Annotated in this window: 19 protein-coding genes; 8 read left to right on the top strand and 11 right to left on the bottom strand. The window is 65.7% G+C overall.

The genetic code is table 11. The annotated features are described in order from the left end of the window. Window positions 1-125 precede the first annotated feature (125 nt). On the top strand, window positions 126-1,283 hold the full coding sequence (locus NOF55_RS04320; protein ID WP_306410069.1) for a PA0069 family radical SAM protein: 1,158 nt from the start codon (window positions 126-128) through the stop codon (window positions 1,281-1,283). A 227-nt stretch (window positions 1,284-1,510) separates the two neighbouring features. Beyond that, window positions 1,511-2,182, top strand: a complete 672-nt coding sequence (rnhB, locus tag NOF55_RS04315; RefSeq protein WP_306410068.1) for a ribonuclease HII — start codon at window positions 1,511-1,513, stop codon at window positions 2,180-2,182. Between the two features lie 5 nt (window positions 2,183-2,187). Here the strand turns inward: rnhB and NOF55_RS04310 are convergent, their stop codons facing one another. From NOF55_RS04310 to NOF55_RS04280, 7 genes are all read right to left on the bottom strand, one after another. Beyond that, a complete protein-coding gene (locus tag NOF55_RS04310; protein ID WP_306410067.1) occupies window positions 2,188-2,646 on the bottom strand; it encodes a hypothetical protein in 459 nt (152 codons plus the stop codon). Between the two features lie 172 nt (window positions 2,647-2,818). Further along, a complete protein-coding gene (locus NOF55_RS04305) occupies window positions 2,819-3,304 on the bottom strand; it encodes a F0F1 ATP synthase subunit B (RefSeq protein WP_306410066.1) in 486 nt (161 codons plus the stop codon). A gap of 4 nt (window positions 3,305-3,308) precedes the next feature. Next, entirely contained in the window at window positions 3,309-3,887 is a 579-nt protein-coding gene (locus NOF55_RS04300; protein ID WP_306410065.1) for a F0F1 ATP synthase subunit B, read from the bottom strand. An 83-nt stretch (window positions 3,888-3,970) separates the two neighbouring features. Next, complete coding sequence (locus NOF55_RS04295; protein WP_183793373.1) at window positions 3,971-4,198, bottom strand: F0F1 ATP synthase subunit C; 228 nt, start codon at window positions 4,196-4,198, stop codon at window positions 3,971-3,973. Window positions 4,199-4,279: 81 nt separating this feature from the next. After that, the gene (locus tag NOF55_RS04290) at window positions 4,280-5,032 is read right to left on the bottom strand and encodes a F0F1 ATP synthase subunit A (protein ID WP_306410064.1); all 753 of its coding nucleotides are present in this window, start codon (window positions 5,030-5,032) and stop codon (window positions 4,280-4,282) included. Window positions 5,033-5,092: 60 nt separating this feature from the next. Continuing rightward, window positions 5,093-5,458 carry an AtpZ/AtpI family protein gene (locus NOF55_RS04285; RefSeq protein ID WP_306410063.1) on the bottom strand — a complete coding sequence of 122 codons (366 nt, stop codon included), beginning with the start codon at window positions 5,456-5,458 and terminating at the stop codon, window positions 5,093-5,095. A 242-nt stretch (window positions 5,459-5,700) separates the two neighbouring features. Beyond that, the gene (locus NOF55_RS04280; RefSeq protein WP_306410062.1) at window positions 5,701-6,876 is read right to left on the bottom strand and encodes a cell wall hydrolase; all 1,176 of its coding nucleotides are present in this window, start codon (window positions 6,874-6,876) and stop codon (window positions 5,701-5,703) included. Between the two features lie 359 nt (window positions 6,877-7,235). Between NOF55_RS04280 and NOF55_RS04275 the strand changes: the two genes are divergently transcribed. Beyond that, a complete protein-coding gene (locus NOF55_RS04275; protein ID WP_306410061.1) occupies window positions 7,236-8,597 on the top strand; it encodes a putative bifunctional diguanylate cyclase/phosphodiesterase in 1,362 nt (453 codons plus the stop codon). Window positions 8,598-8,664: 67 nt separating this feature from the next. Here the strand turns inward: NOF55_RS04275 and NOF55_RS04270 are convergent, their stop codons facing one another. After that, the gene (locus NOF55_RS04270; RefSeq protein WP_306410060.1) at window positions 8,665-9,192 is read right to left on the bottom strand and encodes a PRC-barrel domain-containing protein; all 528 of its coding nucleotides are present in this window, start codon (window positions 9,190-9,192) and stop codon (window positions 8,665-8,667) included. Between the two features lie 474 nt (window positions 9,193-9,666). Between NOF55_RS04270 and NOF55_RS04265 the strand changes: the two genes are divergently transcribed. From NOF55_RS04265 to NOF55_RS04255, 3 genes are all read left to right on the top strand, one after another. Further along, the gene (locus NOF55_RS04265; protein ID WP_306410059.1) at window positions 9,667-10,377 is read left to right on the top strand and encodes a LuxR family transcriptional regulator; all 711 of its coding nucleotides are present in this window, start codon (window positions 9,667-9,669) and stop codon (window positions 10,375-10,377) included. Between the two features lie 419 nt (window positions 10,378-10,796). Continuing rightward, complete coding sequence (apbC, locus tag NOF55_RS04260) at window positions 10,797-11,930, top strand: iron-sulfur cluster carrier protein ApbC (RefSeq protein WP_306410058.1); 1,134 nt, start codon at window positions 10,797-10,799, stop codon at window positions 11,928-11,930. 339 nt (window positions 11,931-12,269) lie between these two features. Then, complete coding sequence (locus NOF55_RS04255) at window positions 12,270-14,174, top strand: potassium transporter Kup (protein WP_306410057.1); 1,905 nt, start codon at window positions 12,270-12,272, stop codon at window positions 14,172-14,174. Between the two features lie 27 nt (window positions 14,175-14,201). On the opposite strand, the gene NOF55_RS04250 is transcribed toward NOF55_RS04255, so the two are convergent. Continuing rightward, window positions 14,202-15,818 (bottom strand): response regulator, encoded by a 1,617-nt coding sequence (locus tag NOF55_RS04250; RefSeq protein WP_306410056.1) that lies wholly within the window; start codon window positions 15,816-15,818, stop codon window positions 14,202-14,204. Window positions 15,819-16,199: 381 nt separating this feature from the next. Here NOF55_RS04250 and mutL point away from each other — a divergent pair, with 381 nt between their 5' ends. Both mutL and NOF55_RS04240 read left to right on the top strand, forming a co-directional pair. Beyond that, complete coding sequence (mutL, locus tag NOF55_RS04245) at window positions 16,200-18,008, top strand: DNA mismatch repair endonuclease MutL (RefSeq protein ID WP_306410055.1); 1,809 nt, start codon at window positions 16,200-16,202, stop codon at window positions 18,006-18,008. A gap of 87 nt (window positions 18,009-18,095) precedes the next feature. Next, window positions 18,096-18,323: a DUF2093 domain-containing protein gene (locus tag NOF55_RS04240; protein ID WP_306410054.1), complete on the top strand. Its 228-nt coding sequence runs from the start codon at window positions 18,096-18,098 to the stop codon at window positions 18,321-18,323. Between the two features lie 31 nt (window positions 18,324-18,354). Here the strand turns inward: NOF55_RS04240 and lpxK are convergent, their stop codons facing one another. Together lpxK and waaA are read right to left on the bottom strand one after the other, a co-directional pair. Further along, window positions 18,355-19,383: a tetraacyldisaccharide 4'-kinase gene (gene lpxK / locus NOF55_RS04235; protein ID WP_306410053.1), complete on the bottom strand. Its 1,029-nt coding sequence runs from the start codon at window positions 19,381-19,383 to the stop codon at window positions 18,355-18,357. 52 nt (window positions 19,384-19,435) lie between these two features. Further along, window positions 19,436-20,755: a lipid IV(A) 3-deoxy-D-manno-octulosonic acid transferase gene (gene waaA, locus NOF55_RS04230; protein ID WP_306410052.1), complete on the bottom strand. Its 1,320-nt coding sequence runs from the start codon at window positions 20,753-20,755 to the stop codon at window positions 19,436-19,438. Window positions 20,756-20,911: the final 156 nt, after the last annotated feature.

Raw genomic sequence — 20,911 nt, 5'->3', positions numbered from 1 at the left:
TCGCAACCCGAAACGCCATCTGAAACACCATTGGCCAATTCCGCATTTTTGTTCTTGCAATGTTCCGTTTTCAGCGGTAGGAATAAAATCATCGAGGCAGAGGAAGCCTCGCCGGAGCCCACCGCATGAACCAGTCGTCCCTGACAGGGCAGGCCGCATTCGCGCCTGCCAATACGGCGGATATTGCCGACGCGCTGATCGACGCTTCCGGCCTGCGCGTCGATGGCGAGCGGCGGCGCGGCCGGGGAGCCGCACTCAATCCGTCCGGCCGTTTCGAACCCCAGGCAAAAGAGGATGTCGACGATGGCTGGCAGACGCTGGAATCGCTCGAACCGTTCCGCACCGAGGTGCAGGTGGAAAAGCCCCGCACCATCATCACCCGCAACGAATCGCCGGACATTCCCTTCGACCGCTCCATCAATCCCTACCGCGGCTGCGAGCACGGCTGCATCTATTGCTTCGCCCGCCCCACCCATAGCTATATGGGGCTGTCGGCCGGGCTGGATTTCGAAGCGAAGCTGTTTGCCAAGCCCGACGCCGCGCGGCTTCTGGAGCGCGAATTGTCGAAACCCGGCTACAAGCCGCGCACCATCGCCATCGGCACCAATACCGATCCCTACCAGCCGATCGAGAAGGAGTGGCGCATCATGCGCCAGATCCTCGAAGTGCTGGCGGCCGCCCGGCATCCCGTCGCCATCGTCACGAAATCCGCGATGGTGATGCGCGACATCGACATTCTTGCCGGCATGGCCGCGCAGGGGCTTGCCAAGGTCGGCATTTCGGTGACGACGCTCGACCGCAAGCTCGCCCGGCTGATGGAGCCGCGCGCCTCGACGCCCGCCCGTCGGCTGGAGGCGATCCGGGCGCTGAGCGCCGCCGGCATTCCGGTGAGCGTCATGGCGGCACCCGTCATCCCGGCGCTCAACGACCATGAGATCGAGCGCATCCTCGAAGCCGCCAAGGCGGCGGGCGCGGGCGAGGCCGGCTATGTGCTGCTTCGCCTGCCGCTGGAGGTCAGCCCGCTGTTTCGCGACTGGCTGCTGCGAAACTATCCGGATCGCTACCGGCACGTCATGTCGCTGATCCGCTCCATGCGCGGCGGCAAGGATTACGACGCCGAATTCGGCAAGCGCATGAAGGGGGCCGGCCCCTATGCCTGGCAGATCAGCCGCCGTTTCGAGCTGGTCACCAAGCGGCTGGAACTGCATCGGCGCGGCATACACATGCGCGACGATCTCTTCGTTCCACCGAACGGCAGCGGCGTGCAGCTTTCGCTGCTCTGAGGCCGCTTGCGCATTTCACGCCTCCCCTCCGGGAGGCACGCCATTCCGGTCCGCGCCGCCATCGCGGACCGGTGTCCGATCCGGCTGCCGCCTCGGCCGGACCGGTTCGGGGTCGAGCACGCCACCGCCTCGCCCCGCCGCCTCCGGCCGCGTCACGGTCCACCGCATGGGTCCCACGCGGCCGGAGGCTCTTGCAGAAGATCGGGGGAGCGTGCGACTGATACCGCATGAGACGCCGCACGCCCCCCGATTCTCCGCCGCTCCTTGCCGGGCTCCCCGCCGCCGTGAAACCCGCCGGTCCCGATTTCAGTTTCGAGCTGGAAGCGAAGGCGCTCGGCTGCTGGCCCGTCGCCGGGACGGACGAGGCAGGCCGCGGCCCTCTTGCCGGGCCGGTCGTGGCCGCCGCCGTCATTCTCGATCCCGACAACATCCCGCCCGGCCTCGACGATTCCAAGCGGCTTTCGCAGGCGCAGCGCGAACGGCTGTTCAGCCTTGTCCTCGAAACCTCACTTGCGGTTTCCATCGCGTCGTCCGGGCCGGCGCGCATCGATGCAACCGATATCCGCAAGGCGAGCCTCGACGCAATGCGGCGCGCGATTCTTTCCCTGCCGGTGGCCGCGCGCTTCGTTCTTTCGGACGGCAGGGACCTTCCGCCGGGAACCGGGCTGCCGGGCAAGGCGGTGGTGAAGGGCGATTCGCGCAGCGTTTCGATCGCCGCCGCCTCCATTCTGGCCAAGGTGACGCGCGACCGGCTGATGGCGCGGGCCGGCATCGTGTTCCCGGCCTACGGCTTCGAAAAGCATGCGGGCTATCCGACGGCCGGGCACCGGGCCGCCATCGAGCAGACCGGCCCCTGCGCCCTGCACCGCATGAGTTTCCGGCCGCTGCGCAAGGAATAGGCGCGTCAGCCCGATTCGCGACCCGGTGCGACCGCCTGTCGCCAGCGCAGCAGGGCCGTATCGGCACAGCGCCGCCGGTTCAACCTGGCCGCCCCGGAGGCGCGATCACCGCCGCCCGGCCTGTAACGCCCGTCCGTCACCAGTGCGACGACAACCGGGGCGGCGCCGAACTGGTCGGCCGTAATGTCCACGACGAACGGCCCGCATTCGATCCATGAATGGCTGCGCCAGCGCGCGCCGTCGAAAAAGCCGCAACCGGCATCGGCCGCGCCGCTACGCCAGACGGCCTGAAAGCCGGCATCCGCCAGCACGCCTTGCAGGACGAGGCTCGTCCGACCGCAGGTATCGGTGGAAAGCGGCGACGGCAGGGGACTTCCGGCCCGCATGTGCCATTCCCGCCAGAGATCGGGCATGAACCGGCGCAATGCCGCGGCCAGATCGTACAGCGCCTTTTCATCCCGCATGGCCCGGCTCCCCTGGATCATTTCAGCGTTTCATGGAAACGTTGAAATGATCTCACTCTTTGTTTTTGCGCAATTCCAAACGGAAAACCGCTTCACACTTTTCCTGGAATTGCTCCAATGAAAAAGCCGGCTGCTTTCGCAACCGGCTTTGTATCCTCGAAAAGAAGGCGTCTCAGTTGAGGCGCGTCTTCACCTCGCCGACAGCATTGCGGAACAGCTCGTCGCGAACAGCGCCATCGGCCTTGCCGGCGAGAACCTTGCCGGCGGCGGCGATCGCCAGATCGACGGCGGCGGCGCGGACGGCATTGACCGCTTCCGTTTCCGCCTGCTTGATCTTCTGCTCCGTCAGCGCATTGCGGCGGACGACGAATTCCTCGGTCTTCTGACGGGCCTCGGCGGTCAGCGCGGTGGCCTCGCGTTCGGCGGCGGCGATGATGCCGGCCGCTTCGGCTTCGGCTTCCTTGCGCTTGCGCTGGTATTCGGCGAGCAGTTGCTGCGCCTCTTCACGCAGGCGCTTGGCCTCGGCCAGTTCCTCGGAAATCTTCTGAGCGCGCTCGTCGAGCGACTTGCCGACCTTGCCCGGAACCTTCAGGAAGGCGAGAAGGACGAAGAAGAGGATGAGGCCGACGAATGCGAAAAATGTTGCATCGAACGTCATGGGATCAGGCCTCCTTGGCGGCAGAGACGGCTGCCTTCAGCTCGCCTTCGGAAACCGGGGTTCCGATCAGCCGTTCGACGATCGCGGAGGCCGTCTCCTCGGCAATGGTGCCAACCTCGGCCAGCGCCTTGGTCTTGATTTCGACGATGCCGGCCTCGGCGGCGGCGACCTTGGCCGTCAGGTCGGCTTCCACCGCTGCGCGCTCGGCATCGGCCTTGGCCTTGGCGTCGTCGCGGGCGGCGGCGGCAATCTCGCCTGCCTTGGCCCTGGCTTCCGCCAGTTCCTTTTCATAGGTCTCGACGGCGGCGTCGGCTTCTGCCTTCAGGCGGCCGGCCTCGTCGATATCCTGGGCGATACGGTCATGCCGCTGCTCCAGAATGCTGCCGATGCGCGGCGCGATGACCTTCTGCATGAGCACGTAGAACAGGCCGAACGTGATGACCAGCCACAGGATCTGGGACGGATAGGTCTGGCTGTCGAAGGGCGGGAAAACGCCGGACGCGCCTTCGTGGGCGGTACCGGTTTCCGTATGCGTCGCTCCCTCGTCCGGCGCAGTTTGTGCATATGCCGGGCTGATGAACATGCTCACCTCCAGGTGTATTCTCGGATGCAAAGGATCACGGCAAGCGCTTCAGGCCGGCCGTGATCCGAACTCCCGCCGAAAAATCAGACGGCGAACAGGAGGAGAAGGGCAACGAGCAGCGAGAAGATGCCCAGAGCTTCCGTAACGGCGAAGCCGAACACCAGACGGCCGAACTGGCTGTCGGCGGCGGACGGGTTACGCAGGGCACCGGTCAGGTAGCTGCCGAAGATGTTGCCCAGAGCGAGGGACGTACCAGCCATGCCAAGGCAAGCCAGACCTGCGCCGATGAACTTTGCTGCTTCCGCTTCCATGTAAGAACTCCTTTAGAATGGTTGTTGCGGCTGGATTGTGCGGCGCACGAACCGGGATGCCGGCGGCGCCTAACGTGGACCTTAGTGGCTTCCCCCATGCACGGCGTCGTTGAGGTACATGCACGTCAGCACCGCAAAGACATAGGCCTGCAGGAAAGCAACCAGGAACTCGAGAGCGGTCATGGCGACCGTCATCAGAAGAGGCAGGATCGCACCGCCGACGCCGAGTGCGCCCAGCGCACCAAGCGAGCCGACGAAGCCCGCGAACACCTTGAGCGTGATGTGGCCGGCGAGCATGTTGGCGAAAAGACGGACGGAAAGGCTGATCGGACGCGAGAGGAAGGACACGACCTCGATCGCGGATACGAGCGGAAGAAGAACGGCGGGCACGCCCGGCGGCATGAAGACATGCAGGAAGCCGGTCCCGTGCTTGTAGAAACCGTAGACGATGACGGTGCCGATGACGAGCAGGGCGAGCGCGAAGGTGACGATGATCTGGCTGGTGACGGTGAAGAAGTACGGCACCATGCCGAGAAGATTGGCCGTCAGCACGAACATGAAGAGGGAGAACACGAAGGGAAAGAACTTCATCCCCTGCGTTCCGGCGCCCTCGCGCAGCATCGAGGCGATGAATTCATAGGACATTTCCGCCACCGACTGGGCGCGGCCGGGAATCAGCCCGCGGCGGGCAGTCGACAGATAGAGGAAAGCGGATGCCGAGGCGACAGTGGCCACCATGAACAGCGAAGCATTGGTGAAGGAGAAATCGATACCGCCGATTTCGATCGGAACAATGGGGGAAACCACGAACTGATGGGTCGGATCGTCTGCCACCTTGAAAGGCCTCTCTCGCTATGCTCGCCCGAGGGCGGAACCATTTCCCGGAAACCGCGCCTATGCGCCGTCCCGGTTACTGTCGTCAGTCTTGTCCCTCGGGGTGTCCGCCAGCCTCGTCGGCACGGCGCCCGTCGCCCTCAGAACATTCAAAACACCGGCACAGAAACCGAGAAGCAGGAAAAAGATCATGCCCCACGGCGTCCAGCCGAAATACCAGTCGACGAACCAGCCCAGCGCAGCACCGACGACGATGGCGGAAATGAACTCGCTCGAGAGCTTCATCGCCACGGCAAAACCCTTACGGCTTTCCTCGGAGCTGGCCTCGGCCTTCGCTTCCATCGTCTCGTCGGTCCTGATGCGCTTCAGGCTTGCACCCAGGCGCTTGCGACGTTCGTCAAGACTGTCTTCCCGGTCTTCCGGCATTTCCGCTCCGCCTGTTCAGCCTGCCAAGCACGCGCAAACGGCAAGGATTGATACCTTCTTACCCGTTTTGAAGTCGGGCGCACCATAGTTTTGAGCGCCCGCATAGTCAAGGCATTGACCGCCCTTGATTCAACACAAATTAAACAGGGAAAAACATAGACTTAAGTCTCAAACGCCGCAAAACGGCCATTCTTTCCGCAAGAATCGGCGCGCAACGGCCGATCCGGCCGCCCGCGAACGGATCATATCCACCCACCACCATAGGTTCTGTAGAAGACATGAAGGCCGATCCGGCCCATTTTCTTCATGGTGCGCGCCCAGCGCGGCCGGACATAGGTGGCGTGGTAATGGGTGGACGAACCCACTTCCGCCAGCCAGATCTTTCCGGCGGTGACGGCCATCGCCACGTCGCGGGCGATCTTCCAGCGGTCCGGCTCGGTCACGACGTCCTTGATCTTGTCGCAGGCGAAGGAGAACTGGCAGGCGTTGGTCCAGTCCACATTCTGGTAGACGACGCCGCAGATGGTCTTCGGATAGGCCGGATTGCGCACGCGGTTGAGAATGACCTGGGCGACCGCCGCCTGCCCTTTCACGGTTTCGCCACGCGCCTCGAAATAAATGCCCTCGGCCAGACACTTCTGCTCGGCGGCACTGAAGACGGAGGGCGAAAGCACGCTGGCCGCCCAGGCGTGATCCCCCGGGCCGATCTTCGGCACGAAGCGGCCTGCGCTCTCGTCGCGCAGGATGGCGTCGAACGGCGATTCCCTTGCAAAGTCGGGAGCGGGCGGCGCATAGGCCGTGGCCAGGCTGTCGGGCACGTTATTGGTGACGAGGCTGGCGATGGCGGACGGCAACGCCGTGGCCGGAACGTCGGGGCGGGCGCGATAGAAGGTCGCCACCTCCACCTTGCGGGCCGCGTCCGGCTTGACGAGGGCGACGCGCTCCAGCTTTTCGGCCGGGGCGCCGAGAATCAGCCCGGCGCGCTGATCGCTGATCGCGCCCGCCGTGAAACTGCGCGGCGGCCGGACCTGCTCGACGGCCATCACCCGCCCCTTCTTGGCGGAGCGGTTGACGCGCTCCTCGTCGGGCGTCACCCCGTCTTCGCCCTTGCGGCCGCTCGACATGGCGATGCGCTCGCCGTTCGGCAGGGCGATGCCGGAATTGCCCGCCAGCGCTGGGGCGCTGGACAGGTCGGCGAACGTCAGCTCGGACCGGTGGAGCGAGCCGGCCGGCGAATCCGTCAGCACCATGCGCCAGGCGGAGCCACCGCCATCGGCGCCCGTCAGCAGCGCCGCCAGATCGGCCCTGGCGGCCACGGAGGGAAAAACCAGCCAGGCGGCAACGCCGAAAACGGCGGGCGACAGCCATTTCTCGAGAGACGCGGAACGGCCGCGATCCTTGTTACGCTTGACGGACAACGCAAGTACCCCACAGGAACCCACCGGAAACTCCTGCAAGAAATATGCTGTTAACCTTGATACGAGGTTAACGTCCGCACCCGGCACTTGACCGCAAGGCGCTGCAAGCCAAGATTTCCGCCCGTTTGGCGCACAGGGTCAATTTTTGAGGCAAATATCGTGCCAAATCAACGCATATGACCCGAAAAATCTCATTCGCGCCTCAAATTGCCCACAATTGAACGGCTCTTGCGCGGCCCAACACGAAGACATTCCTCCGCATTCCGAATCTCTTCCCCAGCCACCTGCGGGTGGCCGGTTTCGTTATTCTTAAGGGATTGGGCGCATGCTTGCGGGGCCCAGACAGCACGAGGTTCCGAATGAAGTCGGCGTTGCCGCCGTTGGCTGATTCTCTCAGCCAGCACGAATTGCAGACAATGGCCTATACCGATCCGCTCACCGGATTGGGCAACCGCTACCGGCTGCGCGACAAGGTGCGCCAGCTGGCCGCGGAACGCGCCAGCGACCCCGCGCCGTTCACCATCGCCATTGCCAATCTCGACGGCTTCAAACCGATCAACGACCTCTTCGGCAGCGATGCTGGCGACGAGATTCTCTGCCAGGTGGCCCACCGGCTGAAAGCCTGCATTCCCGACGGCGCCATCGTCACGCGCCACGAGGGCGACGAGTTCGCCTTCGTCCTGCCGCTGATCTTCGAACGCTCCGGCGCGGAAAAGATCGGGCAGATGATCCGCGAGGTGCTGTCCGCCCCCTACGATCTCGGCGACCGCAATGTGCGCCTGTCCGCCTCCTTCGGCTTTGCCGTCTATCCGTTCGCCGGAGAGGAGTTCGAGGACCTGCTGAAGAGCGCGGAGACCGCGCTTTATCGCTCCAAGCGGCGCGGGCGCGGCCAGATCACCGTCTATTCGCACGAGATCGCGCTGGAAATGAAGCGCGCCACGCAACTGGAACAGACGCTGCGCAACGCCATCATCGCCGATGCCGTCGACGTGCATTTCCAGCCGATCGTCCGCATTGCCGACGGCGTGCCCACGGGCTTCGAGGCGCTGGCGCGCTGGATCGACAAGGATCTGGGCTTCGTCTCGCCCGGCGTCTTCGTGCCGCTGGCGGAAGAACGCGGCTTCATCGACACGCTGTCCGAAACGCTGCTGCGCAAGGCCGCGGAGGCCGCCCTCTCCTGGCCGCGGGACCTGTTCCTGTCGTTCAACCTGTCGTCGGCGCAGCTCATGGACCCGGGCACGGCGGCGAACATTCTCTCCACCCTGCGGCGGGTCGGCCTCGACCCGAATCGGCTGGAGCTGGAAATCACCGAAACCGCCGTGATGACCAGCGCCGACACGGCGCATCGAATCATCGAGGAACTGCGCTCGGCCGGCGTGCGCATCTCGCTGGACGATTTCGGCACCGGTCAGTCGAGCCTCGGCCGCCTGCGCGACTTCACCTTCGACAAGGTCAAGATCGACCGCGCCTTCGTCTCGCGCATTGCGACCGACCGCGCGAGCGAGCACATCATCCGCGCCATCATCGCCATGTGCGACGGGCTGGACCTGGCCGTGGTGGCCGAAGGCATCGAGACGCAAACGGAAGCGGACATGCTCAAGGCACTCGGCTGCCGCTACGGGCAGGGCTACCTGTTCGGCAAACCCGTCGACGCCGCCGCGACGCTCGCCTATCTGGAACGCCACAATCTGGACGTCCGCCCCCTCGACAGAATGGACTGACGAAAAAAGGCCGGCGTCATGCCGGCCTTCCATCGTATCGACTTGGCGTGCGCCATGCCGATGGGGGTTACTGCGTCACCACGGCCTTGAATTCCGGTGCGGCCTGAAGCGTTTCCGCGGTTTCGAGCGTCGTCAGCTTCAGCGAACCGTTTTCCGGATCGCGAACGGCCTCGATGCTGTCGATCGGGACGGCGACATTCTTTTCGCCGATGCCGAGGAAACCACCCACGCCAATCACGGCGGCAACCACGCGCTGGTCGCCATCGAGAATCAGGTCCGTCACCTTGCCGATGCTCTCATCGGCGCTGTTGTGAACCGTCTGGCCGATATAGCTGGTGGCGGCGATCTGGCCCGGCTCCTGGCCGGTCAGGTAGCTGCCCGGCGTCTCCGTGGTCGTGGCCGCGGAATCGCCCGGGGTGGCCGGGGCGGACGGCATCACGTCAGGCACGGCGCCCGGCTGGGTCGGCGTGGCCGAGGGCGAGGTGTCTTCTGCCCCCTGCGAGGGCGCAGGCGTCATCTGGGCATAGGCAACCGGTGCAGCAGCAGCCGAGCCAAGCAGAATGGCGGTCGTCATCATTTTCAGGGTCTTGGACATCTCTTAATCTCCATGTTTCAAGTTCACCGAGGTGATTTGTCACCCTCCGGTCTCGACTGGATACAAGGGGGAAATGGCTGTCCGAGAGGATCGTTCCCAAAAAAATTTCTGCCCGAAGACGGAACCGGCATCGCATCCGGCGCAGATGGCGGGCGGCGGGAGAGAACGGTAGGGCCGGCGCAAATGGCCGCCAGCGGGGCCAGAAAGACCGGAAACCCCCAAGTTAACCGTAAAATACACGTCGCTGCTTGGCATTCGCGAACAAGTGCCTCACCCTTCGCCGCGCCCGCATGGCACCGTGCGTCCCGTCCCGTTTGCAGAAAACGGATTTGCCGGCCAGCCCGTCAGCGCAAACTCTGCCGCCCGCCCGTCGGCGGATACCGTCTCCCGTCGCCCGAGGGCAGCGACATCGCCGCCGGCCTCTTCTTTCCGAAGGCCAATCGACAAGCGAACGATTATAGAAGTGCGACCCTGATGGATTTCGCTGACGATAACGCTATCGCAGCACGGCTGGAGAAAGCGACGACGGAAATTTCCGGGCTGGAAACCCAGTTCGACGTTTTCCGTTTCCTGAAGCGCCTGACCGAAGACCGTCGGATGAAGGCATTCATGGTCATGGCCCGGCCGACGGAATTCTCGAGCGAGCTTTCGGCCTGCACGCTCATCACCAACTGGCCGACGGACCTTCTGAACCAGTACGATCGCAAGGAGCTGCTGCCGCACAGCCCGGTTTTCCGGCAGTTGCGCCAGTCCACGCGGCCTTTCCACTTCGACGCGCGGACCGCGGGCGAACACGGCGCGCTGTTCGAAAGCTTCGGCATGCGCCACGGGCTATGGTTCCCGGTGCATGGCTCCTTCGGCGCGCTCGGCGCCATCGCCTTTTCCGGCGAAACGCCGCCGAGGCCCCTCGACCTCGTGGAATTGTGCTGGATCAGCATCGCCGTCTACGACCAGCTTCAGAAAATCGAGCGCAGGGACACGCCGGCCCGCGAGCTGCTGACCGAGCGCGAGGTCGCCTGCCTGGTCTGGACCTCCGCCGGCAAGACCAGCGCGGAGATCGCCGAAATCCTCGGCCTCTCGGAACATACCGTCAATCACTACCTCAACCGCGCCACCCGCAAGCTCGACGCCGTGAACCGTGCCCAGGCGGTCGCCAAGGCCATGCGGCTCAATATCCTGAAGTAATGCGCGGAGAATATTTTTTGGTCATCGGCCCGATTTGAAGGTTTGCACCGCACAAAAACTAAGCAGTCAAGGGAACGACGACATACACTCATCAGAAGAAAGACAATAATATATTGATTCGAAACATTTTTTGACACACCCTCGAAACTGGCACGCATCCTGCATGTTAATCGGCAGGTCCAGAGGGGACGTCAACACGTATCCACCTAGAGATACGGACACCGAACCGCCGCTTTCGAGGGTGTATGATACGCCTGCCGGAAGCGGCGGTTCGTTTTTTGACCGCAGCCATACCGGCCCGGTCGCGGCGCCTTCCGCACAAATTTGCCATTGACGCATCCTGCCGTACCGTTACAGCTTGCCCGGACCGGCCCCCACCTCTGGCGGCGGCACAGTGCGAATGAGACAGGCAGAACGAAATGGCTGACATTACCAGCGACCAGGTGCGCGCGGCGCTTTCCCGAATCGCCATTCCCGGCTCGAAGGCCGACATCCTGACCGGCGGGCTCGTCTCGGACATCTTCATTTCCGACGGCAAGGTCTATTTCTCGATCACCGTGCCGGCGGAAAAGGCCCGCGAACTGGAACCATTGCGCATCGCCGCCGAAAACGCCGTCAAGGCGCTGCCGGGCGTGCGCGGCGCGGTGGTGGCGCTGACGGCGGACCGCAAGGCGGCCCCTGCCGGCGCCGCGCCCGCACGCCCGGCGCCGCCGGCCGCGCCCGCCCCGCATCGGCCCGCCGCTCCGGCAAAGCCCGGCATTCCCGGCATCGCCAGCATCATCGCCGTCGCCTCCGGCAAGGGCGGCGTCGGCAAGTCGACTACCGCGGTCAATCTGGCGCTCGCCCTGAAGGCGCACGGCCTGAAGGTCGGCATTCTCGACGCCGACATCTACGGCCCTTCCCTGCCCCGGCTGATGGGCATTTCGGGCCGGCCGCGCCAGATCGACGGCCGCATCATCGTGCCGATGGAGAATTACGGCCTCAAGGTCATGTCGATGGGCTTCCTGGTAGACGAGGAAGCGGCGATGATCTGGCGCGGGCCGATGGTGCAGTCGGCCCTCCTGCAAATGCTGCGCGAGGTGGCCTGGGGCGATCTCGACATTCTGGTGGTGGACATGCCGCCCGGCACCGGCGACGTCCAGCTCACGATGGCCCAGCAGGTTCCGCTGGCCGGCGCGGTCATCGTCTCGACGCCGCAGGACCTGGCGCTGCTCGACGCCCGCAAGGGCATCACCATGTTCAACAAGGTGCAGATCCCGGTGCTCGGCATCGTCGAGAACATGAGCTACTTCATCGCGCCGGACACCGGCCACCGCTACGATATCTTCGGCCACGGCGGCGCGCGGTCGGAAGCCGAACGCATCGGCGTGCCCTTCCTCGGCGAAGTGCCGCTCACCATGTCGATCCGCGCGCTTTCCGACGCCGGCACACCGGTGGTCGTCGCCGATCCGGAGGGCGAGCAGGCAAAGACCTACCTGGCGATCGCCGAGCGCGTTCAGGCCGCCCTTGCCGGCCGCAGGATCGCGCCGCCGCCGGCCATCGTCTTCGAATAGGCCCTTCCGGCAGGGGGCTTCCCTCGCCCCCGGAAAAGCCGTATGAATCCCGTCTGCCCGGGCAGACGCGGAGCTTCGAAACGCTTGACCATTGCCTATGGCGCGAGTGACGCCGCGATGCGGCCTCCTTGCGGGAAACCGCCACCCTCCCCTGCCGGCGCCGACACCGGTCTGCGCAGCCGTTTTCCTTTTCGTCTTTCGCCGGAAAGGCCGGCTCCGGCGCGGTCCGGCGGTTCGCGGAATCGCCCCGAACGCTCTCATTTCTCGTTTTTACGCATGTCCGGACGCACAACCGCGTTCCGCCCGCGCGCCGGACAAGCCCCAGGAGCCTGATCCTACATGCAGACACGCAATGCTTCTTCCGAGAACGGCGGCAAGGGCGACCTGCGCGCGTTTCTCGCGCTGGCGCTCGGTTCCGTCGGAATCGTCTACGGCGACATCGGCACGAGCCCGCTCTACGCCTTTCGCGAGGCGCTGAAGCCCATCTCCCACGACGGGCTGGTGCGCGAGGAGATCATCAGCCTCACCTCGCTGATCATCTGGTCGCTGACGATCATCGTCACCGTCAAATACGTTCTCCTGCTGCTTCGCGCCGACAATGCGGGCGAAGGCGGCACGCTGTCGCTTCTGGCGCTGCTGATGAAGAAGCATGCGCCCCACGGCACGCTGCTGATGGTGCTGGGCCTGATCGGCGCGGCCCTCTTCCTCGGCGACGCGATGATCACGCCGGCGCTCTCCGTGCTGTCCGCCGTCGAGGGCCTGAAGATCGTCTATCCGGCCACGGAGAGCTACATCGTGCCGATCGCGCTTGCGATCCTCGTCGGGCTGTTCGTGATGCAGTCGCGCGGCACCGGCGCGCTTGCCGCTTTCTTCGGCCCGATCACGGCGCTCTGGTTCATCGTCATGGCGCTCGGCGGCATCCTGCACATTTCCGACGACTACGGCATCCTGGCCGCCTTCAACCCGCTGCACGCCATCACCTTCATGATGACCGAAGGCTGGCTCGGCATCGTCGTCCTCGGCGCCGTCTTCCTGACCGTGACCGGCGCCGAGGCGCTCTATGCCGACCTCGGCCACTTCGGCCGCGCGCCGATCCAGCTCGCCTGGTTCGTGCTGGTCTTCCCCGCCCTGACGCTGAACTATCTCGGCCAGGGCGCGATGGTGCTGCGCCATCCCGAAGCGGTCTCCGATCCGTTCTTCCTGATGTTTCCCGAATGGAGCATCCTGCCGGTCGTCATCCTCGCGACCATCGCGACGGTGATCGCCAGCCAGGCCGTCATCACCGGGGCGTTCTCGCTGGTCAGCCAGGCGATCCATCTCGGCTTCCTGCCGCGCATGAGCATCCTCTTCACCTCGGAAACCAATACCGGGCAGATCTTCCTGCCGGCGGTCAACGCCCTGCTGATGGCCGGCGTGATGGGGCTGGTGCTGAGCTTCGGCAGTTCGGAAAAGCTCGCCACCGCCTACGGCATTTCCGTCACCGGGGCGATGGTGGTGACGACCGTGCTCTTCTTCCAGTTCCTGCGCACCGTCTGGCGCTGGCCGCGGTCTCTCGCCCTTCTGGCGCTCTCCCCGTTCATGGCGCTCGAACTGGTCTTCCTCGGCGCCAACATGTTCAAGATCCACGACGGCGGCTATATTCCGGTCCTGTTCGCCGGCGGCTTCACCGTTCTGATGGTGAGCTGGCGGCGCGGCACCGCCATCCTGATGGCGAAGACCCGCCGCACGGACGTGCCGCTGGAAAGCTTCGTCGCCACGCTGGAGCGCCCGGGCGAGAACGCCCCGACGCTGGTGCCCGGCACCGCGATCTTCCTGACCTCCGACCCGGAATACACGCCCGCCGCCCTGCTGCACAACCTCAAGCACAACCACGTCCTGCACAGCCGCAACGTCATCTTGACGATCCGCACGCTGAACGTTCCGCGCATCGGTGCGGAAGCGCCCTTCGTCATCGAGACGATATCGGAGCGATTCAGCCGCATCGAGCTGCGCTTCGGCTACATGGAAACCCAGAACGTGTCGCAGGCGCTCGGCCAGTTGCGCAAGAGCGGGCTGAAGTTCGACATCATGTCCACGTCCTTCTACCTTGGACGCCGCAAGCTGATGCCGGATCCGAAATCGGCCATGCCGCGCTGGCAGAACCGCCTGTTCATCGTGCTGGCCAACAATGCCGCCGACCCTTCCGACTATTTCCGCCTGCCGGCGAATCGCGTGGTGGAAATGGGCTCGCACGTCTTCGTCTGATCGAAGGACGGCGAAAGGCCGGCGCCGTCAGAGCGCGACGCCGGTCATGCCTTCCACGAAGAAGCGGCGGATGACGCCTTCGAGCATGTCTGGACTGATGGGCTTCATCATCACTTCGTCCATGCCGTCGAGCAGGCAGGTCTCACGGTCGCCATCGGTGGCGCGCGCCAGCACGCCGACGATCGGCACGCGGCCGCCGTCGACAGTCTCCTGCCGGCGGATGCGGCGCGCCACCTCGCCGCCCGGCATGTCGGGCAGGGTCGTGTCCAGAAGGACGATGCGCGGCGCATGCTCCTGCCACAGGCGCAGCGCCTCCTCGCCGCTGGTGGCGATGACGTGGGAATAGCCGAGCCCGTCCAGGATCTGGGAGAAGACAATGCGGTTGATGTCGTTATCCTCCACCACCAGCACGTCGAGCGAGGGGGCGGGCGGCTCGGGAACGGGCGGCTTGCCGGCAACGACATGCGCCGCCTCAAGCTCCTGCGGATCGGCCTTGCGCGCCTCGGCGTCGCGCGGCTTCAGCACGCGGGCGATGGAAAAGGCCAGTTCGTTGGCGATCTGCCAGCCATCCAGCGCCAGCGTCTCAACACCGTGACGTTCCGCCAGTTCGAGGCAGGCGACATCCATGTCGCTGTCCAGCACGATGAGATCGATATGCACATGGGACGAGCGGGCGACATCGAGAAACGCCGACAATTCCCGGCCGTTGCGCACGGAGCAGGAATCGAAGCCGAGCCGGGAGAGAACGCGCAGGGCGCGCGCTTCGAGGCCGCCGTCGGCGGTCACGAGCAGGATGCGCTGTCCCGGCAGGGCCTGGAGCGTTTGGTAATTAAGGGCGCGGACGGGCTGGCCGCCATTGCGCACCACCGCCGGCCCCTCGCTGGCGGGCGCCTCCGCCAGATCGGTGATATCCTGCGTGACGGTGACGAGGAAGGAACGGCCCGGCTTTCCGACCCGCCATTTCTGCGTGAAGAGAAGGGCATCATCGCCCGCGTCGTCCTTCACGCGCTCGGTGAAATGCAGCGGTGCGCCGGTATCCATGACCCGCCGGTCGCTGGCCTCGAAAGCCGCGGCCACATGCGGCGGCTGGATATCCCGGTCGGTGCGGCCGATGATGTCCTCCGGCTCGCGCCGGAAGAGCCTGCACATGGCGCGGTTGACGGCCGCGTAGGTGAGGTTGCGATCCTTGACCGAGATCGGGAACGGCAGGCTGTCGAGAATGTCCTCGGTCAGCTGCACCCGTTCCAGATCGATGCGCTGCTGGTTCTCGCGCTTCGTTTCCTCGCTGACGTCGCGGATCAGGCATATGCCGTAGCCCGTGGGCAGGCGGCGGGTGACATTGCGGACCCAGCGGTCCTGCCCGAAGCGCTCGACATTGTCGGACCGCTCCTTCCAGTGGCGGGCGATCTGGGCGGAAAGCCAGCCCTCGCGGCCGCCGGTCCGGTCGGGCGGCACGCCGTTAGCGAAGCATGCGCCGCTGTCGTAGACGGCGCCCAGAAAATCCCTGAGACGCCTGCCGGCGGAAAAGGCGCTGGCCGGCACCGGAAAGAACTGCTGGATGGAATGGCTGGCGAATACGAGCAGATCGTTTCGGTCATAGATCAGGATGGCGGCGGCGAGCCCTTCGCTGAGGGTCTCAAGCACTGCCGTCTGAATGCTCGCGTCGCAGGACGCAACATTCTCCATCGCTCCCCCTTTTTCGAATGTACGAGGGCGAGACCGTCGATACATCCTCGTCCCTCAAACGGAGGGTCGGCCCGGACGCCGGCCGTGGCGGACGGGTCAGGGCGCAATTGCCGCGATCATGCCGGGGAAAGATGCTGAACAGGATCGTGCCTGGAGGTGACGGACCGGCCTGCCGTCATCGCACATCGGATCGAAAACCGAATTCCCGTGTCATTTCAGACCGGCCGACCGTAGAAAATTTGTCTTAAATTGACATTAATAAAGCGCGACTTGCACATTTCCCCGTCAAAAAAGAGCGCCCGCCTTTTCATGGCCGCGCGAATCCGGGAAAATGGTTCCATGAACATCCATCTCCTTCCCGAAACGCTCATCAACCAGATCGCCGCCGGCGAGGTCATCGAACGCCCCGCGAGCGCCGCGAAGGAGCTGATCGAGAACGCCATCGACGCCGGTGCCTCGCGAATCGAGATCGCCACCGCCGGCGGCGGCAAGGCGTTGCTGCGCGTGACCGACAACGGCGCGGGCATGGACGAACGCGACCTGGCGCTGGCCGTGCAGCGGCATTGCACCTCGAAGATCGCCACCCACCTCGACGACATCCGCACGCTCGGCTTTCGCGGCGAGGCCCTGCCCTCCATCGGCTCTGTGGCCAAGCTGACCATCACCAGCCGTCCGCCGGGCGCGGCGACCGGCGCGTCCGTCACCGTCGCCGGCGGTTCGGTCTCGGACGTTCGCCCCGCCCCGGCCAATCCGGGCACGGTGGTCGAGGTGCGCGACCTTTTCTACGCCACGCCGGCGCGGCTGAAATTCCTGAAGACCGAACGGGCCGAAGCGGGGGCGATCACCGAAATCGTCAAGCGCATGGCCATCGCCTTTCCCGCCATCCGCTTCGTACTGTCCGGCACCGACCGGCAGACACTGGAATTTCCGGCCACCGGCGCCGACAGGCTGGCCCGGATCGCGCAGGTTCTCGGCGAGGATTTCCGCGACAACGCCATCGAGATCGACGCCGAACGCGAGGGCGTGAGCCTGACCGGCCACGCCGGGCTGCCGACCTTCAACCGGGGCAATTCCGCCCATCAATACGCTTTCGTCAACGGCCGGCCGGTGGCCGACAAGCTCATCATGTCGGCGCTGCGGGCGGCCTATGCCGAGACCATCCCGCAGGGGCGCTATCCGGTCGCCGTGCTGTCGCTGGCGCTCGATCCGGCCCTGGTGGACGTTAACGTCCATCCGGCCAAGTCGGACGTGCGCTTCCGCGATCCCGGCCTGATCCGCGGCCTGATCATCGGCGCGATCCGCGAGGCGCTCCAGCGCGAGGGCGACCGCGCCTCGACGCGCGGCGCCAGCCACATGCTCTCCTCGTTCCGGCCGGGTTTCTCGCCGCGCCACACCGCCCCGGCGCAGCGCTGGGCGCCGGCCGCCTCGCCGTCCCGCCCTCTGGACTTCGTCACTGCGGCGCCCCTGCGCCAGAACAGCTTCGACGGGCTTTCGGAGCCTTCGGCCCGGATGGAACCCGGCGAGGCACCGGCTCCCGCACCGGCCGCGAAGACGGAGGAGGCGCAGGCCTTTCCGCTGGGGGCGGCCCGCGCCCAGGTCCATGAAAACTACATCGTCGCCCAGACGGCGGACGGGCTGGTGATCGTCGACCAGCACGCCGCCCACGAACGGCTCGTCTTCGAGGCCCTGCGCAAGGGGCTCGCCGACCGGCGCGTGCCATCGCAGGCGCTTCTCATTCCCGAAATCGTCGACCTGCCGGAAGAGGATTGCGACCGGCTGATGGACCATGCCGAAGAGTTCGACCGCATGGGCCTCGCCATCGAGCGCTTCGGGCCGGGCGCCATCGCCGTTCGCGAGACGCCCGCCATGCTGGGCGAGACGGATGCGACGGGGCTGGTGCGCCAGCTCGCCGACGAGATCGCGGAATGGGACGCAGCGGCGACGCTCGGCGGAAAGCTGGATTACGTCGCCGCGACGATGGCCTGCCACGGCTCGGTGCGCTCCGGGCGCCGGCTGCGGCCTGAGGAAATGAACGCGCTCCTGCGCCAGATGGAAGCCACGCCCGGTTCCGGCCAGTGCAATCACGGACGCCCCACCTACATCGAGCTGAAGCTCGCCGATATCGAGCGGCTGTTCGGGCGCGCATGAGGCGACGAGAGCATGGCGGGGACAAAAATGGCTGGCAATCGGCTTCTGGCGGCGTTATTGCAAAGGGGTAAACGCAGGAGACAGCGCATGAACCGGATCGACGTGGGAGGCCCGAGGGAAGCCAGGGTGAAGTATCTGGACGGCGATTTCCAGATCGTCACGCATGGCAACTACGTGGTCTGCGCGATCACCGGCAAACACATTCCGCTGGACGAGCTGCGCTACTGGAGCGTGGCCCGGCAGGAAGCCTATGCCGACGCCAAGGCCTCCTTCGAGGCCGAAAAACGCGCCGGAGCGCTTCCCGTCCAGAACTGACTCTTCCCGCGCCGAAACACTTCCGCTTTTTTCATGGCGCGCGAAGACGCGCCTTTCCGGCGTCCATCGCCGCCGCGACGATCTTTTGCGGCGCCTGCGGGTCCGCGAAGGCCATTTTCACCTTAACGACGCGGGTAGCGGCCAGAAGCTCCGCCGCCAGCCCGTCGCGGCCCGCCAGCCGGGCGGCATCCTTGGCCGTGGTCACGAGCTTCAGCCCCCGCGACGCGGCATCGCGCAGCAGGGCGCCGATCTCCACGTCCGACAATGGCGCGTGATCGGCGAAATCGCGCCGTTCCGCGACCTCCGCCCCGAGGCCTTCCAGCGTGCGCTGGAACTTCGCGGGGTCGGCTATGCCGGCGAAGGCAAGCACGCGCGCGCCGCGCAGGTCTTCGGCCGGCTCCGGTTCGAGCGCGGCCGAAAAAACCGGCTTGCCGCATGCCAAGAAATCCGAGGCGAGGGACGCGCATGCCTCCCCCTCGCCGACCGCAAGCAGCGCGGAGGCCGCCGCCGCCTGAATGGAAAGCGGTGCGCGCAGCGGCCCGGCCGGAAAGCCGAGGCCGTTGCCGACGCCACGCCGGGCATCGGCGACGATCAGCGCGAAATCGATGGCGATGCGGGCGCTCTGGAAACCGTCGTCCATGATGATGAGATCGACGCCCTGCCCGGCGAGCAGCCGCGCACCGTCCACACGCTTGCGCGACACCGCGGTGACGGCACTGCGCGCCAGAAGGAGCGGCTCGTCCCCCACCAGGGCCGCCGTGTGGCGGGCGGGATCGACCAGAACGCCACCGCCCAGCGAACCGCCATAGCCGCGCGACAGAAAGCCGGGAACCAGCCCTCTTGCCCTGGCCGCCTCGGCGAGCGCCAGCGCCGTGGGCGTCTTGCCTGCGCCGCCGAGCGTGAAATTGCCGACGCACAGCACCGGGACGGAGGCCGCGAAGCCCGCGGCGCGGCGCATCCGGCGTCCGGACACGAAACCGTAGAGGAGCGACAGTGGCCAGAGGGCCAGCGCCTGCCAGCCGGGAGGCTTCCACCAGAAGGACGGGGTTCCGGCCATCATCGCCGGTGCCTCGCGCCTGCCCCGCCCACGGCAAAAGCCGCCGCAAAGCCCGTCACTGGGCCGCGGCCCTCGGCTCCAGCCGCGCCTTCATCGCCAGCGGATTGATATAGGGTTCGAGCGCGCGAAGCGTGGCCGACAGCGCGCCGCGCATGTCCTGCACCGTCGCCTGGCTGGCATCGATCATGCGCAGGCGGGCCATGTCGTTGGTCAGGAGGTAATGCACCGCCTTGGCCAGAACCTCGACATCCTTGACGATGCGCGCGCCGCCATTGCGCACCAGCTTCTGATAGGCCTCGCGGAAATTCTCGACATGCGGACCGGACAGGATCGCGCAGCCGAGGGCTGCCGGCTCCATCGGGTTCTGCCCGCCGGTCTCCGTCATCAGCGAACGGCCGACGAAGACGAGATCGGTCAGGCGCAGGTAGAGCCCCATTTCGCCGATCGTATCGCCGAGGAAGACATCCGTTTCGGCGGTGATGACGTCGCCGCGGCTGCGGCGCGCCACCTTCAGTTCCTTCTCCACCAACATGGCCTCGATGGCGTCTGCCCTTTCCGGGTGACGCGGCACGATGATGGTGAGCTGGTCGTTATGGGCCTTCAGCGCGCGATGCACCATAGCGGCCGCCTTCTCCTCGCCCTCGAAGGTCGAGGTCGCGGCCCAGGTCTTGCGCTGGCCAATCTGGCGGCGGTACTTTTGCAGTTCCCCCTCGTCGACCGGCAGGGGATCGCTGTCGCCCTTCAGGTTTCCGGATACGACGACCGGCCACGCCCCGAGATCGCGATAGCGCTCGCCGTCCAGATCGGACTGGGCCACCACCAGCGAGAGCTTCGAGAAGAGCAATTCGGCCATCGGCTGATGGCGGCTCCAGCGGGCGAAGGAGCGGTCCGACAGGCGGGCATTGACGCGCACCTGGGCGATATGGCGGGCTTCCAGTTCGGCCATCGTCGCCGGCCAGATCTCCGATTCCGCCGTCAGCGCCACATCCGGGTGCCAGTAATCGAGAAAACGGGAAACCGCCGGCTTGAGGTCGAGGGGCGCATATTGATGGATCACATCGCCTCCGAGGCGCTCGGCGGCGATCCGGGCGGAGGTGATCGTGCCGGTCGTCAGAAGCACGGCGATATCGAGACGACGCAGTTCGCGAACCAGAGCGATGACCGACAGCATTTCGCCCACGCTCGCGGCGTGAATCCAGATCAGCGGCCCCTGCGGACGGGCAACGCCGGCATAGCCGAACCGCTCGGACTTGCGCCTGCGGTCTTCCTTGCCCTTGGCGGCGCGCCAGAGAAGATAGGGCGAGACGACGGGATAGGCGCAGACACCGAGTCCCCGGTAGGTCATCAGCGCGACACGAGCCAGACCGTTCATCACAGGCCTCTCCCGGGGCGGATGCGATCCGCCTGCTCCAATGCCGTCCGGCCGACCGGGAAAGGCGCCGCTGCCATCACCGAAATATCCCTTTCCTCTCCATCTGAACTGTGCGCGGGAAAGCATATGTTGATGCCCCCGGAATACGTCGAAATTGAA

The organism is Ectorhizobium quercum (assembly GCF_026552795.1).
Classification (GTDB): domain Bacteria; phylum Pseudomonadota; class Alphaproteobacteria; order Rhizobiales; family Rhizobiaceae; genus Ectorhizobium; species Ectorhizobium quercum.
The sequence above is the reverse complement of the archived record's forward strand: the minus strand, read 5'-3'. Positions and strand labels throughout refer to the sequence as shown.

Coding starts and splice junctions, on each gene's coding strand:
- rnhB (WP_306410068.1), top strand. CDS start 1,511: ATGAGACGCCGCACGCCCCCCGATTCTCCGCCGCTCCTTGCCGGGCTC.
- apbC (WP_306410058.1), top strand. CDS start 10,797: ATGGCTGACATTACCAGCGACCAGGTGCGCGCGGCGCTTTCCCGAATC.
- NOF55_RS04270 (WP_306410060.1), bottom strand. CDS start 9,192: ATGTCCAAGACCCTGAAAATGATGACGACCGCCATTCTGCTTGGCTCG.
- NOF55_RS04285 (WP_306410063.1), bottom strand. CDS start 5,458: ATGCCGGAAGACCGGGAAGACAGTCTTGACGAACGTCGCAAGCGCCTG.
- NOF55_RS04300 (WP_306410065.1), bottom strand. CDS start 3,887: ATGTTCATCAGCCCGGCATATGCACAAACTGCGCCGGACGAGGGAGCG.
- NOF55_RS04305 (WP_306410066.1), bottom strand. CDS start 3,304: ATGACGTTCGATGCAACATTTTTCGCATTCGTCGGCCTCATCCTCTTC.
- NOF55_RS04240 (WP_306410054.1), top strand. CDS start 18,096: ATGAACCGGATCGACGTGGGAGGCCCGAGGGAAGCCAGGGTGAAGTAT.
- NOF55_RS04320 (WP_306410069.1), top strand. CDS start 126: ATGAACCAGTCGTCCCTGACAGGGCAGGCCGCATTCGCGCCTGCCAAT.
- lpxK (WP_306410053.1), bottom strand. CDS start 19,383: ATGATGGCCGGAACCCCGTCCTTCTGGTGGAAGCCTCCCGGCTGGCAG.
- NOF55_RS04255 (WP_306410057.1), top strand. CDS start 12,270: ATGCAGACACGCAATGCTTCTTCCGAGAACGGCGGCAAGGGCGACCTG.
- mutL (WP_306410055.1), top strand. CDS start 16,200: ATGAACATCCATCTCCTTCCCGAAACGCTCATCAACCAGATCGCCGCC.
- NOF55_RS04310 (WP_306410067.1), bottom strand. CDS start 2,646: ATGCGGGATGAAAAGGCGCTGTACGATCTGGCCGCGGCATTGCGCCGG.
- NOF55_RS04295 (WP_183793373.1), bottom strand. CDS start 4,198: ATGGAAGCGGAAGCAGCAAAGTTCATCGGCGCAGGTCTGGCTTGCCTT.
- NOF55_RS04275 (WP_306410061.1), top strand. CDS start 7,236: ATGAAGTCGGCGTTGCCGCCGTTGGCTGATTCTCTCAGCCAGCACGAA.
- NOF55_RS04265 (WP_306410059.1), top strand. CDS start 9,667: ATGGATTTCGCTGACGATAACGCTATCGCAGCACGGCTGGAGAAAGCG.